17 protein-coding genes are annotated in these 17,127 nt (G+C 63.8%); 10 read left to right on the plus strand and 7 right to left on the minus strand.

What is annotated here, in order from left to right; all coding sequences use genetic code 11:
- Window positions 1-37: 37 nt before the first annotated feature.
- From JQ641_RS01925 to JQ641_RS01940, 4 genes are all read right to left on the minus strand, one after another.
- Window positions 38-988, minus strand: coding sequence for an electron transfer flavoprotein subunit alpha/FixB family protein (locus JQ641_RS01925; RefSeq protein ID WP_211994143.1), 951 nt, complete (start codon window positions 986-988; stop codon window positions 38-40).
- A complete protein-coding gene (locus JQ641_RS01930) occupies window positions 988-1,737 on the minus strand; it encodes an electron transfer flavoprotein subunit beta/FixA family protein (protein ID WP_192738320.1) in 750 nt (249 codons plus the stop codon). The genes JQ641_RS01925 and JQ641_RS01930 overlap by 1 nt, the downstream gene beginning before the upstream one ends.
- A gap of 126 nt (window positions 1,738-1,863) precedes the next feature.
- Entirely contained in the window at window positions 1,864-2,436 is a 573-nt protein-coding gene (locus JQ641_RS01935; protein WP_192738321.1) for a cob(I)yrinic acid a,c-diamide adenosyltransferase, read from the minus strand.
- A 23-nt stretch (window positions 2,437-2,459) separates the two neighbouring features.
- Complete coding sequence (locus JQ641_RS01940; RefSeq protein WP_192738322.1) at window positions 2,460-2,654, minus strand: twin transmembrane helix small protein; 195 nt, start codon at window positions 2,652-2,654, stop codon at window positions 2,460-2,462.
- A 180-nt stretch (window positions 2,655-2,834) separates the two neighbouring features.
- On the opposite strand from JQ641_RS01940, the gene JQ641_RS01945 reads away from it, so the two are divergent.
- Window positions 2,835-3,686 (plus strand): YihY/virulence factor BrkB family protein, encoded by an 852-nt coding sequence (locus JQ641_RS01945; protein WP_211994278.1) that lies wholly within the window; start codon window positions 2,835-2,837, stop codon window positions 3,684-3,686.
- Here JQ641_RS01945 and JQ641_RS01950 read toward each other — a convergent pair.
- A complete protein-coding gene (locus JQ641_RS01950; protein WP_211994144.1) occupies window positions 3,622-4,869 on the minus strand; it encodes an ATP-binding protein in 1,248 nt (415 codons plus the stop codon). The genes JQ641_RS01945 and JQ641_RS01950 overlap by 65 nt on opposite strands.
- Before the next feature lie 82 nt (window positions 4,870-4,951).
- The gene (gene gluQRS / locus JQ641_RS01955) at window positions 4,952-5,836 is read right to left on the minus strand and encodes a tRNA glutamyl-Q(34) synthetase GluQRS (protein ID WP_211994145.1); all 885 of its coding nucleotides are present in this window, start codon (window positions 5,834-5,836) and stop codon (window positions 4,952-4,954) included.
- 37 nt (window positions 5,837-5,873) lie between these two features.
- Between gluQRS and JQ641_RS01960 the strand changes: the two genes are divergently transcribed.
- A complete protein-coding gene (locus tag JQ641_RS01960) occupies window positions 5,874-6,521 on the plus strand; it encodes a DNA-3-methyladenine glycosylase family protein (protein ID WP_211994146.1) in 648 nt (215 codons plus the stop codon).
- Window positions 6,522-6,678: 157 nt separating this feature from the next.
- Here the strand turns inward: JQ641_RS01960 and JQ641_RS01965 are convergent, their stop codons facing one another.
- Window positions 6,679-7,566 carry a LysR family transcriptional regulator gene (locus tag JQ641_RS01965; protein ID WP_211994147.1) on the minus strand — a complete coding sequence of 296 codons (888 nt, stop codon included), beginning with the start codon at window positions 7,564-7,566 and terminating at the stop codon, window positions 6,679-6,681.
- Window positions 7,567-7,716: 150 nt separating this feature from the next.
- Between JQ641_RS01965 and JQ641_RS01970 the strand changes: the two genes are divergently transcribed.
- The 8 genes from JQ641_RS01970 to JQ641_RS02005 all read left to right on the plus strand — a co-directional run bounded on the left by JQ641_RS01970 (window position 7,717) and on the right by JQ641_RS02005 (window position 17,027).
- Complete coding sequence (locus JQ641_RS01970; RefSeq protein ID WP_211994148.1) at window positions 7,717-8,691, plus strand: NAD(P)H-dependent flavin oxidoreductase; 975 nt, start codon at window positions 7,717-7,719, stop codon at window positions 8,689-8,691.
- Between the two features lie 76 nt (window positions 8,692-8,767).
- Window positions 8,768-9,925, plus strand: coding sequence for an ABC transporter substrate-binding protein (locus tag JQ641_RS01975; protein WP_249150164.1), 1,158 nt, complete (start codon window positions 8,768-8,770; stop codon window positions 9,923-9,925).
- 12 nt (window positions 9,926-9,937) lie between these two features.
- Window positions 9,938-11,464 (plus strand): acyl-CoA synthetase, encoded by a 1,527-nt coding sequence (locus tag JQ641_RS01980; RefSeq protein WP_211994150.1) that lies wholly within the window; start codon window positions 9,938-9,940, stop codon window positions 11,462-11,464.
- A 133-nt stretch (window positions 11,465-11,597) separates the two neighbouring features.
- Window positions 11,598-12,683: a DUF2855 family protein gene (locus JQ641_RS01985; RefSeq protein ID WP_211994151.1), complete on the plus strand. Its 1,086-nt coding sequence runs from the start codon at window positions 11,598-11,600 to the stop codon at window positions 12,681-12,683.
- Between the two features lie 106 nt (window positions 12,684-12,789).
- Window positions 12,790-14,568, plus strand: coding sequence for a flavin-containing monooxygenase (locus JQ641_RS01990; RefSeq protein WP_211994152.1), 1,779 nt, complete (start codon window positions 12,790-12,792; stop codon window positions 14,566-14,568).
- Window positions 14,569-14,673: 105 nt separating this feature from the next.
- The gene (locus JQ641_RS01995) at window positions 14,674-15,642 is read left to right on the plus strand and encodes a peptidyl-alpha-hydroxyglycine alpha-amidating lyase family protein (RefSeq protein WP_211994153.1); all 969 of its coding nucleotides are present in this window, start codon (window positions 14,674-14,676) and stop codon (window positions 15,640-15,642) included.
- Between the two features lie 218 nt (window positions 15,643-15,860).
- Window positions 15,861-16,418, plus strand: a complete 558-nt coding sequence (locus JQ641_RS02000; RefSeq protein WP_211994154.1) for an HNH endonuclease — start codon at window positions 15,861-15,863, stop codon at window positions 16,416-16,418.
- A 108-nt stretch (window positions 16,419-16,526) separates the two neighbouring features.
- Window positions 16,527-17,027 (plus strand): GrpB family protein, encoded by a 501-nt coding sequence (locus JQ641_RS02005; RefSeq protein WP_211994155.1) that lies wholly within the window; start codon window positions 16,527-16,529, stop codon window positions 17,025-17,027.
- The last annotated feature ends 100 nt before the right edge of the window (window positions 17,028-17,127 follow it).

Genomic DNA, 17,127 nt, shown 5'->3' on the forward strand with positions numbered 1-17,127 from the left:
GCCGGAGCTTACGCGTCCGGCCGCTGTTTGACTGCCGTTATTTTCCGAGCTTGCCGAGCGCCTCGGTCAATTCCGGAACCGCCTGGTACAAATCCGCAACCAGGCCGTAATCGGCAACCTGGAAAATCGGCGCGTCCTCATCCTTGTTGATCGCAACGATCACCTTGGAATCCTTCATGCCGGCGAGATGCTGGATCGCGCCGGAAATGCCGATCGCGACATAGAGCTCCGGCGCCACCACTTTGCCGGTCTGGCCGACCTGCCAGTCGTTCGGCGCGTAGCCGGCATCGACGGCGGCGCGCGAGGCGCCGACGCCGGCGCCCAGCTTGTCGGCGAGCGGCTCGATGTACTTGGCAAAGTTCTCGCGGCTCTGCATGGCACGGCCGCCAGAGACGATGATTTTTGCGGAGGTCAGTTCGGGACGGTCGCTTTTCGCGACCTCCTCACCGACGAACGTGGAGAGGCCCGGATCGACCGCGGAGGCGGCGTTCTCGATCGCAGCACTGCCGCCGTCACCTGCCGCGGCGAAGGTCGAGGTCCGCACCGTGATGACCTTCTTGGCGTCCTTGGACTTCACGGTCTGGATCGCGTTGCCGGCATAGATCGGCCGCTCGAACGTATCCGGCGAGACCACCTTGATGATTTCGGACACCTGCATCACGTCGAGCAAGGCGGCGACGCGCGGCATCACGTTCTTGAAGCGCGAAGTCGCGGGCGCGACGAAGGCGTCGTAGGACGGCGCCAGCGCCACGATCAGCGCGGCCAGCGGCTCGGCAAGGTCGTGGGCATAGGCGTCGCCCTCGGCAACCAGCACCTTGGTGACGCCGGCGAGCTTCGCCGCCGCCTCGGCCGCAGCCTTGGTGCCCTGGCCGCCACCGGCGACCAGCACGTGAACCTCGGCACCCAGCTGGGTGGCCGCGGTCAGCGCCTTGTTGGTGGAGTCCTTGAGGGCCTCGTGGTCGTGTTCAGCAATCAACAGCGTGGTCATCAGAGAACCCCGGCTTCGGTCTTGAGCTTCGAAATCAGTTCGGCGACGTCCTTGACCTTGACGCCTCCCTTGCGGCCCGGCGGTTCGGTGGTTTTCAGCACTTCGAGATGCGGCGTGAGATCGACGCTGTAGTCGGCCGCGCTCTTGTCGGCGATCGGCTTCTTCTTCGCCTTCATGATGTTGGGCAGCGAGGCGTAGCGCGGCTCGTTGAGGCGGAGATCGGTGGTGACGATGGCCGGTCCCTTCAGCTTGAGGGTTTGCAGGCCGCCGTCGACTTCGCGCGTCACCTTGAAATCGGAGCCGTCGACTTCGAGCTTGGAGGCAAAGGTCGCCTGCGACCAGCCGAGCAGTGCGGCCAGCATCTGGCCGGTCTGGTTCGAATCGTCGTCGATCGCCTGCTTGCCGAGGATGACGAGGCCGGGCTTCTCTTCGTCGACGATGGCTTTGAGAATCTTGGCGACCGCCAGCGGTTCGACATTGCCTTCGGCCTTGACGAGAATGCCGCGGTCGGCGCCCATCGCAAGACCGGTCCGGATCGTCTCCGAGGCCTGTGCGGGCCCGATCGATACCACCACCACTTCGGTCGCCTTACCGGCTTCCTTCAGTCGCAGCGCTTCCTCGACGGCGATTTCGTCGAACGGATTCATCGACATCTTCACGTTGGCGAGTTCCACGCCCGTTCCGTCGCTCTTGACGCGGACCTTGACGTTGTAATCGACCACCCGTTTTACCGGCACAAGAACCTTCATCGATCCTCTTTCGCTTGAATTCTGGGGTTTAGTGAGCTCTCTATTAGCTTGGGCGCGGAACCTAAAGGTCCCGCTATCGGCGGTCAACGCGCGAAAGCCAAAAATCGCCCCCTTCAGACGACCACTTTAGCGGTTCTGGCCGGGCACCCACAACACGTCCCCGGCGCCATTATCGTTCATGGCGCGGCTGGCGACGAACAGGAAATCCGACAGGCGGTTCATATATTGTATGGCAGGCTCGCTGACCGGCTCTTCCGGGCTGGCCGCCAGTTCCACCATGATCCGTTCCGCTCTGCGACATATGGTGCGGGCGAGATGCAGGTATGCCGCAGCGGGGGTGCCGCCGGGCAGCACAAAGGAGGTCAGGGGCGCCAGATGGGCGTTGAGCGTATCGATATCACGCTCGAGCCGCTCGACCTGGCTGGACAGCATGCGCAGCCGCTCCGCCTTGCCGTCGCGCTGGGGTACCGCCAGATCGGCGCCGAGATCGAACAGGTCGTTCTGGATCAGGCCCAGCATCGCATCGAGTTCGCGCGCCTGCGCCAGATGCAGCCGCACCACGCCGATCGCGGCGTTGGTCTCGTCCACGGTTCCATAGGCGCTGATGCGCAGATCATATTTCGGGCGGCGTTCGCCACTGCCGAGCGCGGTGGTGCCGTCATCGCCGGTCCGCGTGTAGATTCGATTAAGCACGACCATTGGCGGGTCCCCTCTTACTTACCCTATTTGCCCATCGCCCAGACCACGGCCATCGTGATGACAATGGCGATGAATTGCAGCAACACCCGCAGCCGCATCAGATTCTGCGAGCGACTGGGCGAGCCGCCCCGCATCATGTTGATGAGACCCAATAGCAGCACGATCGCAACGGCAGCGACCGCGATGGGCAGAACAATCGAACCAAAAAAGGAAGCCATCGGCGCTACATAACACCGTGCCGGGCCGGCCGCCATATGTTGACAGAGCCTGCACAGATGCCTGATCGATCTGGCTTTTAGCCCAATAATATCAGAAGCTAGGGTGATGTTCCGATCGAACCGTCAATCGCAAGGCCAGGGTGGCATGTGAGGCAGGTCAAGTACGTCTATCACGTCGTGATGGATGCATTTTATACGTTCCTCGCCGATGACGGCTGGGCGATCGCCAGCCATATCGCGCTGTCGACGCTGATGGCGCTGTTTCCGTTCCTGATCGTGCTGACCTCGCTGGCCGCTTTTGTCGGCTCCAAGGAACTTGCCGACCAGTCCGTTGAACTGCTGTTGCAGGTGTGGCCGCAGCAGGTCGCCGATTCGCTTTCAGGCGAAATTCACGACGTGCTGACCACGACCCGCGGCGACTTGCTGACCATCGGCGCGGTGCTGGCGGTGTACTTCGCCTCGAACGGCGTCGAGGCGCTGCGGGTGGCGCTGAACCGCGCCTATTCGGTGATCGAGCCGCGAAGCTGGTACTGGCTGCGGCTGGAATCGATCGGCTACACGCTGGTCGCCGCCTTCACCGCGCTGGCGATGGCGTTCCTGATCGTGCTGTTTCCCCTGATGCTGGAGGCGGCGCGGCGCCACATTCCCTTCTTCGTCGAAACCAACGAACACTTCCTCAACGTCACCCGCTACAGCATCACCATCGGCGCGCTGATCATCGCCCTCTTCATCCTGCACGCCTGGCTGCCGGCGGGTCGCCGGGGCTTTCTGCAGATCCTGCCCGGTATTATCTTTACTTTGGTTGCGTCGCTGCTGTCGGGCATCGTGTTCGGCCAGTATCTGACGCGATTCGCCGGCAACTACGTGACGATGTATGCGGGACTGGCATCCGTCATCATCGCGCTGGTGTTCCTGTATTTCATCGCCGCGATCTTCGTTTACGGCGGTGAACTCAACGCAGCGATCATCAAGTCGCGGCTGCCGCACGGCGTGTCGCTTCAAGCAGCGCAGTCGCTAGCGCACGTGGACTGACGGGCTTGACCAGGAAGGCGTCGGCCCCGGCAGCGCGCGAGGCCGCCTCGTCCTCGCCGCGCCCAGACACGCAGATGATGGCGATGCGGCCGAGCGGCGGAGCGAGCGCCCGAATGCGCCTGATAGCCTCGATGCCGTCGATGCCCGGCAGCACCATATCCATCAGCACCGCGTCGAAACTGCCCTGCGCAATCCGCTCCGGCGCAGCCTCGCCCTGGCCGATGAACTCGGTCTGGTGGCCGAGTTCGGTCAGGATGGCGTTCAGCACGACGCGGCCGAACGGATTGTCCTCGACGCTGAGCAGGTGCAGGGACCGCAACGCCCCGGTCGACGGCTCGCCGTCGGCCCCCGTGATGATCGTAATCGGACCCTTGGCCGGCGCCATCACGACGCTGAGCGTGAAGGTGGTGCCGCCGCCGCGCCGTTGCGTCACCACGATGTCGCCGCCCATGGCGCGCGCGAGTTGCTTGACCGACGACAGCCCAAGCCCGGTGCCGCCGAACTTTGAGGCGATCGAGACATTGGCTTGCGAGAACGGGCGGAACAGGCGCTTGATCTCGCTGAGCGTGAGGCCGATGCCGCTGTCGGAAACCGCAAAGGCGACGCCGATTTTGCCCCTCGGCGCACGCAGCGGCGACACAACAAGCGTGACGCTGCCCTGTTCGGTGAATTTCACCGCATTGTCGATCAAGTTCTCCAGCGCCGCCCGCAGCCTTACGGGATCGCCGACCGCGAATGCCGGCAGCTTTTCAGAAATCTCGACCGACGACTGCAGACCCTTCGCCGCCGCCCGCCCGGTCAGCGAATCGCCGGCGTTGCGCGCCAGCGTGCGCAGATCGAAGAAATCGTGGCGCACGGTGAGCCCGGGACCGCTGCTGCGCGCGGCATCGACGAACAAGGTCGCAAGGCTCGCCAGATGTTCCGCGCCGGCCTTGATGGTGTCGACCCAGCGCCGTTCGCGCTCGTCGAGGTCGGAGGTGGCGAGCAGGTTGCTGATCGCGAGAATGCCGGTCAGCGGCGTGCGCACCTCGTGGGCAAAGGCCGCCAATGCCACTTCGACCACGCCGGGCCCGGCCACAGCTTTCCGCGAACCACGTTTCTTCGCGGCAACGCGCGATACGCGCTTCTTCGGCTGCTTCTTGGTCAGCCGTGTTGTACGCCGTGAACGCGGTGATGCCGCCATGATCCCCTGACCCATCCTGGAACCAAGCATGGCATGCCACGGCGGCCGGAGTCACGATGGCCTTTGGGGCAACCCTCAGTAATTACGGAAGTCCGACCAGACGGCGGATGTCGGCCGGCGTGGCGCCCTGCCCACGCAATTCGCGCAAGGCGGTGGCCTCGGTCGACTTCGACAGTTTCTGCCCGGCGTCGTCGAGGACCAGCCGGTGATGCCGGTAGGCCGGTTGTGGAATACCAAGCAGCGATTGCAGCAGCCGGTGCACGCTGGTCGACCAGAACAGGTCCTGGCCGCGCACCACGTCGGTGACGCCCTGCAGGGCGTCGTCGATCACAACCGACAGATGATAGCTGGTCGGCGTCTCCTTGCGCGCCAGGACGACGTCGCCCCAGGCTTCCGGCCGGGCGGCCACGAGGCCGGTTTCGCCGCCAGCGCCCTCGCCGTGCTCGATCCAGGTCAGATCGGGCGCTTGGGCCATGGCCGCCGCCATATCGAGCCGCAACGCGTAAGGCAGGCCCTGGTCGATCAATCGCCGCCGCGCCGGCGCGGGCAACGACTTCGCGGCGCCGGGATAGAGCGGCGCGCCATCGGGATCACGCGGCCAGGACGCTCCGGTTTTCGCGGCGGCTTCCCGGTCGGCCACCAGACGGGCGATTTCCGCGCGGCTCTCGAAGGCGGGATAGATCAGGCCGCGGCCCGACAGTTTTTCCACCGCTGCGCGAAAGTCGGAAAGATGTTCGGACTGCCGCCGCACCGGCGTCTCCCAGCCAATGCCGAGCCATTCGAGGTCATCATAGATCGCGGCCTCGAATTCCGGCCGGCACCGCGTCGCGTCGATATCCTCGATGCGCAGTAGGAATCTTCCACCGCTTTCGCGCGCCAGCTCGAAATTCAACAGCGCCGAAAAAGCGTGGCCGAGATGGAGGTAGCCATTGGGGCTTGGCGCAAATCGGAACACAGGTGGCGGCATTGATCTCTTTCGCGGGACATGATGGTTTTAACGGGCAATGACCATTCACCTCAACTCCCAGGCCGACCTCGAAGACGCGATTGCGGCCCTCGTCGTTAAGGACAAGCGACTCAAACCGATTCTCGAGCTCACGGGCATGCCGGCGCTGCGCCAGCGCGAGCCGGGCTTTGCCGGGCTGGCGCATATCGTGTGCGGTCAGCAACTTTCCACCGCGAGCGCCGGGGCGATCTGGGGACGCCTCACCGCCGCGTTCGATCCGTTCGATCCCGAGCCCATCCGCAAGGCGCGCGCCGACCGGCTCGGACGGCTCGGCCTTTCGGCGGCCAAGATCAAGACGCTGAAGAACATCGCGCGCGAACTGGCCGCGGAGCGATTGAACCTCGACGTGCTGGCGGAAGAGGACGCCGACGCCGCACACCATACGTTGACCGCGCTGCACGGCATCGGCCCGTGGACCGCCGACGTCTATCTGCTGTTCTGCCTCGGCCATGGCGACGCCTGGCCGGCCGGCGATATCGCGATCCAGGAAGCGATCAAGGTCGGGCTCGGCCTGCAAACGCGTCCGACCGCCAAGCAGATGGCCCCGCTGGCGGAGCCCTGGCGTCCGCTGCGCGGTGCCGCAGCGCATCTGTGGTGGAGCTACTATCGCGTCGTGAAGAAGCGCGAGGGCGTGATTGCTAAATAGATCCGTGTCCCGGACGCGGAGCAGCGTGAAACGCTGCTCCGCAGAGCCGGGACCCACCTCACCCGTGGACCCCGGATCAGCAGCGCACCACGTCGCAAGCGCGACGCGCTGCGCAGCATCCGGGGAACGGAGACCGTGCTGGACGCCGGATTGCGCCTCACCCACGCAGCCTGACCCGGTCCTCGCGCGCGCATGCCGTGACGAAGTCGATCACCGCGCGCACCGCGGGAAGCTCGACGAGATCCGGATGCGCCAGCAGAAAGAGATCGGCCACGCTGACGAGCTTTTGCGGGGCGACACGCACCAGATCGGGATCATTGGCGGCGACGAAGCATGACAGCGCCGAGATGCCGAGGCCGGCCTTCGCCGCGGCCAGCATGTCGCCCTGCGACGAGCAGCGCAGCACCACCGTTCCTTGCCGGGTGATGAGATCGCTCCAGCGCGCCAGCCGTTCGTTCGAGGCCCGGTCGGCAAAACCGATCACGCTGTGCCCCTTCCACTCGTCGCGCCGCTCCGGCAGCCGCCGCCCTGCCGCATAGGCACGCGAGGCGTAGAAGCCGGTGCCGAGCCGGCCGATCCTGCGGCCGATCAAATTCTCTTCGCCGCTATCCACCGGACGCAGCACGACATCAGCCTCGCGGCGGCGGACGCTGGCCGGAAAGGGATGGGTGATGATCTCGATCTGGATGTGGTCATGCGCGCGCAGGAACGGGCCCAGCCGCGGCATCAGCCAGTGCGAGGCAAAGGTCGCGCCGATCGAGAGCTTGACCACGCCGCGGGCGTCCGAACCTGTCGCGGACACCGCGGCCTCGGCGCGCAGCGCGGCCGCCGCCATGGCGTCAACATGCTCACGGAATTTGCGGCCCTGCGAGGTCAGCGACAGGCCTTCGTTGGAGCGCGCGAACAGGGGTATGCCGAGCTGGCCTTCCAGTTCGGCGATCTTGCGGCCGACCGTCGGATGACTGGAACGAAGCTGGCGCGCCGCCGCGGCGAAGCTGCGGGTTTCGGCCACCGCCACAAAGGTCTTGCACAGGTCCCAGTCCATCGGCGATCAGGCCCATATGTTCATTACTGAATGGTCATCTGTTCAATATTGAACGTCGGAGACGACCCGTCCAGCCCTATAATGCAGCGCATAAGCAAGCCGGCTGGAGCGGAACCGCTCGCCGGCCTCGAAACCCAAAGGGAGGATCGAATGCCGTTGCCCCCGTCGCTTGCCAATTCGCTTGAACTGGCCGTGGTCGGCTCGCCGCTGTTCATCGTATCCGGGCCGGAACTCGTGATCGCCCAGTGCAAGGCCGGCATCGTCGGATCGTTTCCAGCGCTGAACGCGCGGCCGGTCGAGAAGCTCGGCGAGTGGCTCAGCCGGATCGAGGACGAACTCGGCGAATACAAGGCGCTGCACCCGGAGAAGAAGGTCGCGCCCTATGCGGTCAACCAGATCTGCCACGCTTCGAACGACCGGCTGATGAAAGACATGGAGACCTGCGTCAAGCACCAGGTTCCGATCATCATCACTTCGCTGCGGCCGCCGCTGGAGATCGTGGAGGCCGCGCATTCCTATGGCGGTGTCGTGTTCCACGACGTGATCAACGTCAAGCACGCGCGGAAAGCCGCCGAACAGGGCGTTGACGGCCTCATTCTGGTTTGCGCCGGCGCCGGCGGGCATGCCGGAACGCTGTCGCCGTTCGCGCTGCTGCGCGAGGTCAAGCAATGGTTCAAGGGCACCATCCTGCTGTCGGGCGCGATCTCCGACGGCTGGAGCATTGCCTCCGCACTCGCCCTCGGCGCCGACCTTGCCTACATGGGCACGCGCTTCATCGCCACCGAAGAGGCCAATGCCGACCTCGCCTACAAGAAGGCGCTGACCGAGCACGCCGCCCATGACATCGTCTATTCGAACCTGTTCACCGGCGTGCACGGCAATTATCTCGGCCCCTCGATCGTGGCCGCAGGCCTCGATCCCGACAATCTGCCGGTCGCCGACAAGACCAAGATGAATTTCGGCTCCGGCGGCAACACCAAGTCGAAGGCGTGGCGCGACATCTGGGGCTCGGGCCAGGGCATCGGTCAGATCAACGACGCGCCGCCGGTCGCCGAACTCGTCGCGCGCCTGAAGGCCGAATTCGACGACGCCGGCAGCGACTTTCTGAGAAGGGCGCGCGCTTAAGCGGCGCGCCTCCGGATACTACAATAATCAAAACAGAGGGATGGGAACGATGAGCGTATCACGCACTGCATTGAGCATGGTGTTCGCATTGTTGGCGACCGCAGCCGGCGCCGCCGACGACAAGGGCGAAATCCGCATCGGCCAGACGCTGCCCTATAGCGGGCCGGTATCCGGCTTCGGCGTTATCGGCCGGGCGCAGGAGGCCTATTTCGAGAAGGTCAACGCGGAGGGCGGCATCAACGGCCGCAAGGTCAAGTTCATCACCCTCGACGATGCCTACTCGCCGCCCAAGACCGTCGAGCAGACCCGAAAGCTGGTCGAGCAGGAGGAAGTGCTGGTCATGTTCGGCTCGCTGGGCACCGCGACCAACAACGCCGTGCACCGCTACCTCAACAACAAGAAGGTCCCGCAACTGTTCGTGCTGAGCGGCGCCACCAAATGGGCCGACCCGAAGCATTACCCGTGGACCATGCCGGGCATGGCGACCTATCAGTCCGAGGGCGTCGTCTATGCCAAGTACATCCTGCAGACCAAGCCGGACGCGAAGATCGCCATCCTGGCGCAAAACGACGATTTCGGCCGCGACTATGTCGCGGGCTTCAAGCGCGCGCTGGGAGACAAGGCCGCGAACATGATCGTCTCCGAGGCGAGCTATGAGACCAGTGCGCCGACCATCGCTTCGCAGCTCGCGACGCTGAAAGCCTCCGGCGCCAACGTGATGTTCGGCGTCGTGCTCGGGAAGTTTACCTCCCAGATGATCAAGGGCGTTGCCGAACTGAACTGGAAGCCGGACCTGTTGTTCGTGCCGACATCGGCGTCATCGATCTCGTTCCTGGAGCCCGGCGGACTGGAGAACGCGGTCGGGTTGATCTCGTCGAGCAACCAGAAGGACACGATGGACGCGCAATGGGCCAATGATGCCGGCGTGAAGGAGTATTTCGCGTTCATGAAGCAGTATCTGCCGAACGCCGACCTCAACAATTCGAATTACGCGGCGGGCTATCATTATGCCAACCTGATGACGAAGGTGCTGGCGGCGTGCAAGGACGATCTCAGCCGGGAGAATATCATGCGGCAGGCCGCCTCGCTGCGCCAGGTTTCGCTGCCGCTGCTGTTGCCTGATATAACGGTGTCGACCGATGCCGAGGATTATCTGCCGTTCCAGCAGTTGCGGCTGCGGCGGTTCGACGGCAAGAGCTGGGTCGGTTTCGGCGAAATTCTGGACGACCGATAGGGAGTTGCGAACGTGATCATCGGCGGCGAACGCAGCATCAGCTATCCGGATATCCATGCCCGCATCGCGCGTGCGGCTACGGGGCTTCAAAACCTCGGCCTTGGCGGCGGCACGCCGGTCGCGATGATGCTACGCAATGATTTTGCGTTGTTCGAAGTTACCGGCGCAGCCGCAGCGCTCGGCAGCCCGGTGGTGCCGATCAACTGGCATCTGAAGGCCGAGGAGGTCGCATACATCCTGGCCGACAGCGGCGCCGAGATTCTGGTCTGCCACGCGGACCTGTTACCGCAGATCAGGGACGGGCTACCAGCCCATATCAAGCTGTTGATCGTAACCACCCCGCCGGAGATCGCTGCGGCGTTCAATGTTGCGCCCGCGCTGACGCAAGTCCCTGATGGCATGACCGACTGGGACGTCTGGCGCGACGGCCACACTCCTTCGCAGGAGCCGCCGATCGGCAGCGCGCCGATGTTCTATACATCGGGCACCACAGGCCTGCCCAAGGGCGTCCGGCGCAAGCCGATGGCCCCTGAGCAGCAGGCGGCCTCGGCGCGGGTCGGCGGTATCGCCTATGGGATCAAGCCGAACGAGGATCAGGTGATCCTGATGAACGGACCGATGTATCATTCGGCGCCGAACTCCTACGGCATGCTGGCGTTCCGCAGCGGCTGCAAGATCGTGCTCGAACCGCGCTTCGATCCCGAGGACTTGCTGCGGCTCGTCCAGGAGCACCGCATCACCCACATGCATGCGGTGCCGACCATGTTCGTCCGCCTGCTGCGGTTGCCGAAGGAGGTCAGGCGTCGTTACGACGTCTCCTCGTTGCGCTTCGTCATCCACGGTGCGGCCCCCTGTCCGATCGAGGTCAAGCGCGCGATGATCGAATGGTGGGGACTCGTCATCAACGAATATCTGGGATCGACCGAAACCGGCATCCCGGTTTGGCATTCGTCCGAGGAGGCTCTGGCAAAGCCCGGCACTGTCGGACGGACCATCGAGGGCGGCATCGTCAAAATCTTTCGGCCTGACGGCACGCGATGCGACATCGGCGAGCCCGGCGAAATCTTCATGCGGCAGACATCCGTTCCGGATTTCGATTACCACGGCAAGGCCGAGGCGCGCGCCGAGGCCGGACGCGACGGCCTCGTCAGCGTCGGCGACGTCGGCTATCTCGACGCGGACGGCTATCTGTTCCTGTGCGACCGCAAGCGCGACATGGTGATCTCGGGCGGCGTCAACATTTATCCCGCCGAAATCGAGAATGCGCTGATCGGCATGGAGGGCGTGCGCGACTGCGCAGTGTTCGGCGTTCCCGACGACGAGTTCGGCGAGCGGCTGTTTGCCTGCATCGAGCCCGAGACCAATGCCGCGCTCTCGCCCGCGGCGGTGCAGGAATTCCTGCGCGCACGTCTCGCCAATTTCAAGGTGCCAAAGGACATCCAGTTCCTGGACGCAATGCCGCGCGAAGCCACCGGCAAGATTTTTAAACGTAAACTGCGCGACCTGCATGCTGAAGGCCGCCTGCGCGCGGCCACGTGACGGCGGGGCAGAAAAGCAAACGGCGTTTCAAACGGACAGTGTTTTAAACGTCCTTGTTGAACATACTTGCTGTTGCAAAAGGGGCATCGGAGAGCGCAAGGATCAGGGCATATCAAGCGTAGGGACCTGACACATGCATGCCACCGATTTTATCGTCGCCCGCCATGATCTGCAGCAATACAAAGTGATCGAGACAGAGCTACCCGACGCGGGCACATTGCCGGGTGAGGCGCTGCTGGTCAAAGTTGTCAGCTTCGCCTTTACCGCCAACAACATCACCTACGCCGTGCTTGGCGACCAGTTCAATTACTGGCAGCTGTTTCCTGCGCCAAAGGGTTTCGGCAATATTCCGGTGTGGGGATTCGGCGACGTGATCGCGTCGAAGCATCCTGATATTGGCGAGGGCGAACGCCTGTTCGGCTATTTCCCGATGGCGACGCACGTGGTGATCGAAGCGGCTGACGTCAGCAAGCACGGCCTGCGCGATGCCGCCCCGCATCGGCAGGGCGTGGCGCCGGTCTACAACGCCTATGCCCGCGTCAGCGGCGATCCCTCCTTCGCCGGACGTCAGGGCGATTTTCAGGCGCTGCTACGACCGCTGTTCATGCTGTCCTTTCTGGTCGATGATTTCCTCGCCGAGAATGACTTCTTCGGCGCGCAGAGCGTGATGCTCTCCTCGGCCTCCAGCAAGACCGCGTTCGGGCTTGCGCACCTGCTGCACACAAGGCGCAACGGAATCAAGGTGATCGGGCTCACCTCGGCACCCAATGTCGACTTCGTAAGATCGCTCGGCTGTTACGACGAGGTCGTGACCTATGACGCCGTGACATCGTTGCCACCGGATTCACCTGTCGCGTTTGTGGACATGGCGGGGAACAGCGAATTGCGCGCGACGCTGCACAATCATTTCGGCGACCAGATGAAATATTCCGGACGCATCGGACTTACCCATCGCAGTTCGTCGCCCGACGAGCCGGAATTGCCCGGTGCCAAGCCAACCTGGTACTCCGCGCCCATCCAGATTCGCAAACGCGCCAAGGAATGGGGCTCGGGCGCCGTCGGCACGCGGTTCAGCGCGGCATGGTCGGGTTTTGCGCCGATGCTGGACGGGTGGCTCACCGTGACCGAAGGCCGCGGACCGGCGGCGGTTCAACAGGTCTATCTCGACACCCTCAACGGCCGTGTGCCGCCGGACCAGGGGCATATCCTCGCTCTTTAGCGAATGTCCGCTATCTCCTCACGCCCTTCCTGCAGTCTCCCGAATGGGTATAGGCTCGCAGGAACAGGGAAAACGCCGCACAGACGGCCGGTGACGAGAAACGCGCATGCTCGACAAGACGGACGACATTTCGGTAGCCGCCGACAACTGGCTGGCGCAGTTCGAAGAGGCGCTGGCGAAATCCGATAGCGGCCTGCTGAAGACGCTGTTTCATGCCGACAGCCATTGGCGCGACGTGCTGGCGTTGAGCTGGAACATCCAGACCGTCAACGGCGCGGACGCCATCCTGGACGAGCTCGCGCTTCACGCGCCCACCGCCGGCCCTGTTGGATTTGCGGTGGATCTCAACCGCGCCGCCCCGCGCAAGGTGATGCGCGCCGGCACCAACACGATCGAGGCGATCTTCAAGTTCGAGACCAGGGTCGGACGCGGCAGTGGCATCATCCGGCTGATCCCGGATGCCGGCAATGTCCTGAAGGCCTGGACGCTGCTGACCGAGCTTGGCGAGCTCAAGGGCTTTGAGGAGCAGGTCGGCGTCGCCCGGCCGCGCGGCAACGCCTATTCGCGCGATTTCCGCGGCCCCAACTGGCTCGACCTGCGCAAGGCTTCCGCCGGCTATGCCGAACACGATCCGACCGTGCTCGTGATCGGCGGCGGACAATCCGGCCTCTCGATCGCCGCGCGGCTGAAGCAATTAAATGTCGATACGCTGATCGTCGATCGCGAGAAGCGCATCGGCGACAATTGGCGCAAGCGCTACCACGCGCTGACACTGCATAATCAAGTCCAGGTCAATCACCTGCCCTACATGCTGTTCCCGCCGAACTGGCCGACTTACATTCCCAAGGACAAGCTCGCCAACTGGTTCGAGGCCTATGTCGAGGCGATGGAGCTGAACTTCTGGACCGAGACCGAGTTCGAGGGCGGCAGCTACGATGAGAAGGATCAGCGATGGACCGTGACGCTGCGCTGCGCCGACGGCAGCAAGCGCACCATGCATCCGCGCCATGTCGTGCTGGCGACCGGCGTCAGCGGCATTCCGAGCCGACCCGACATTGCCGGCCTGAAGGATTTTCGCGGCACCGTGATGCATTCCAGCCAATACGACGACGGCGAGAACTGGAAGGGCAAGCGCGCGATCGTGATCGGCACCGGCAACAGCGGCCATGACATCGCGCAGGACCTGCATTCGAGCGGCGCCGAGGTGACGCTGTTTCAGCGCTCATCGACGCTGGTCGTCAGCATCGAGCCCTCGGCGCAGCTGGTGTACGCGCCCTACAATGAGGGCACGCTCGAGGACAACGATCTGATCGCGACCTCGATGCCGTTGCAAGTCGCGCGGAAGAGCCACGCGCTGACCTGTGCGAAGTCGAAGGAGCTCGACAAGGATCTGCTCGACGGATTGGAACGCGCGGGCTTCAAGCTCGATTTCGGCGAGGACAACACCGGCTGGCAGTTCAAGTACCTCACCCGCGGCGGCGGTTATTACTTCAACGTCGGCTGCTCCGATTTGATCGTCAAAGGCGATATCGCTCTGAAGCAATTCGCCGAGGTCGAGGGCTTTGTCGCGGATGGCGCTGACATGAAGGACGGCGAGACCATCGCCGCCGATCTGGTCGTGCTGGCGACCGGCTACAAGCGGCAGGAAGAGCTGGTGCGGCTGTTGTTCGGCGAAGCCGCCATGAACCGTGTCGGCACCATCTGGGGCTTTGGCGACGGCCAGGAGCTGCGCAACATGTACACCCGCACCGGTCAGCCCGGCCTGTGGTTCATCGCCGGCGGCCTCGCGCAATGCCGCATCGGATCGAAGCATCTCGCCTTGCAGATCAAGGCGATCGAGGAGGGGTTGCTGCCGCGCGGGGCCAGGGCGGCGGCCGCTTCGTGAATCAATCAACTCATTATCGTGGTTATGGATTTTGGGCTCTCGCTTCGCGAGCCCTCAGATGCGCAATTGCGCATCGGGGAATGACGACTTAAAGGGAGAGACGACATGCCGTCCATTCTGGGCTCCGGTGAGCATCGTTATCGCGTGGTGGAGAACTGGGCGAAGCTGCCCGATGGCTGGAGCCTCTCCGACGTCGCTTCCGTCGCGGTCGACAGCCGCGACCGCATCTACGTCTTCAACCGCGGCGCCCACCCGATGGTGGTGCTGGACCGCGAGGGGAATTTCCTCAGGAGTTGGGGCGAAGGCCTGTTCAACCGCGCCCATGGCCTGCACATCGACGCCGACGACAATCTCTATTGCACCGATGACGGCGACCACACCGTGCGCAAGTGCTCGGTCGACGGCAAGGTGCTGCTGACGATCGGAATCCCGAACCGGCCAAAACCGTATATGAGCGGTGAGCCGTTCCATCGGTGCACCCATACGGCACTGTCGCCGAAGGGTGAGATCTATGTCTCGGACGGTTACGGCAATTCCTGCGTCCATAAGTACACGCCCGACGGCAAGCTGCTGAAGACCTGGGGCGAGCCAGGCTCCGATCCCGGCCAGTTCAACATCGTCCACAATATCGCTACCGACGTTGACGGCTTCGTCTATGTCGCCGACCGCGAGAACCATCGCGTGCAGGTGTTCGACGGCAACGGCAAATACGAGACCCAGTGGAACAATTTGCACAGGCCCTGCGCACTGCATTGCTGCGGCGGCAAGCAACCGCATTTCATCGTCGGCGAGCTCGGCCCCGGCATGCCGGTCAACCTGAACGTACCGAATCTCGGGCCGCGCCTCTCCATCGTCGACGCCAAAGGCCAGCGGATCGCCCGGCTCGGCGGCGAGGACGGCCCGGGGATCGAGACCGGCAAATTCCTCGCACCCCATGGCCTGGCGCTGGATTCCAGAGGCGACATCTATGTCGGCGAAGTCGGCGTCACCAACTGGAAGACCAGCTTTCCGGACACGCCGATGCCATCGGAGGTCGGCGTCGGCCGCTGCCTGCAGAAGCTTGAGAAGGTTTAGGACCGGCCGCGCGGCTCGGGGCTCGGCGCGCCCGATCACGATGGATTGACCGCGGATACCCGCCCATGGAGGTGCCTCGAAGGCCCACGGAACCATGGCGATTCGGGGGCGGCGTATGCTGGATAAGGCCCGGAACGCTCTTCACAATCCCGTCACGCTGCCTGTAGTATGCAGGGCGCATGCTGCTTCGCAGCTAACATGGGAGTCAGGAGCGTTTCTTGAACGCACACGTCTCGCAAGGCGGTTGGCCGGTACTCGTGCTGAACGCGGATTTCCGGCCGCTGAGTTACTACCCGCTGTCTCTCTGGTCGTGGCAGGACGCGATCAAGGCGGTGTTCCTCGACCGCGTCAACATCGTCGAGCATTACGACCGCGCGGTGCACAGCCCGAGCTTCGAGATCCAGCTGCCGAGCGTGGTGTCGCTCAAATCCTTCGTCAAGCCGACCACGCATCCCGCCTTCACCCGGTTCAACGTCTTCCTGCGCGATCGCTTCAGCTGCCAATATTGCCTGGCGCATGACGACCTCACCTTCGATCACATCATCCCGCGCAGCAAGGGCGGCCAGACCACCTGGGAGAACGTCGTCGCGGCCTGCTCGCCCTGCAATCTGCGCAAGGGCAATCTGACGCCGCAGCAGGCCCGGATGTTCCCGCGCCAGCACCCGTTCGCGCCGACCGTGCATCAACTGCACCGCAATGGACGCCTGTTCCCGCCGAACTATCTGCACGATAGCTGGCTGGATTATCTTTATTGGGATACCGAACTCGATCCATAGGGTTTGGGACGCTGTTCTCGTGGGTATCAAATGAGCGCCACGCCCCGCGCTCTGAGTTTCCGATAATTCAATCTGAGATAAGCGGGTACGCCGCGGCCTGGCTTTCCCATGCCCCTTACGAGTTCGATCACACCCTACGATCCCGAGTGGCCGCAACGCTATGCGGAGGAAGCTGAGCGTTTGTCTCCGACCTTCGGATCGGTATTGCAGGAGATCCATCACGTCGGCAGCACCGCCGTGACGGGATTGGCGGCGAAACCTGAGATCGACATCCTGGCCGTGGTCACATCCGGCAGCGTTCCCGAGGAGTGGATCCGGGCATTTGAAGAGCTTGGCTACCGGCGCGGCGGCGACCTTTCGCAAGGCCACCATTTCTTCAAACGGGATGTCGGCGACGTCCGCACGCACAAGCTCCACGTTTGCCGCGAAGGCCATCCGGCCATCGCGCGAATGCTGAAATTCCGGGACCATCTTCGCCGGCATCCGGCCGATCGGTTGAGGTATCAGGAATTGAAGCTCGCCCTCGAACGGGAAAATGCCGACGGCATTCACCAGTATCTTGCGGACAAGGCGCCGTTCATCAACTCCCTTCTCGCCGGCCTCGAGTGAGAACCTGCGCTCGCGCACCAGGCCAACTGGTGGCCGGCACGTCCGCGCATGCACGCTCCGTTCGGGCCAAGGAACTGCGATTCGGCGGGCAACCGGCAAT

Origin of the sequence: Bradyrhizobium sp. JYMT SZCCT0180 (assembly GCF_018130165.1) — a bacterium.
Classification (GTDB): domain Bacteria; phylum Pseudomonadota; class Alphaproteobacteria; order Rhizobiales; family Xanthobacteraceae; genus Bradyrhizobium.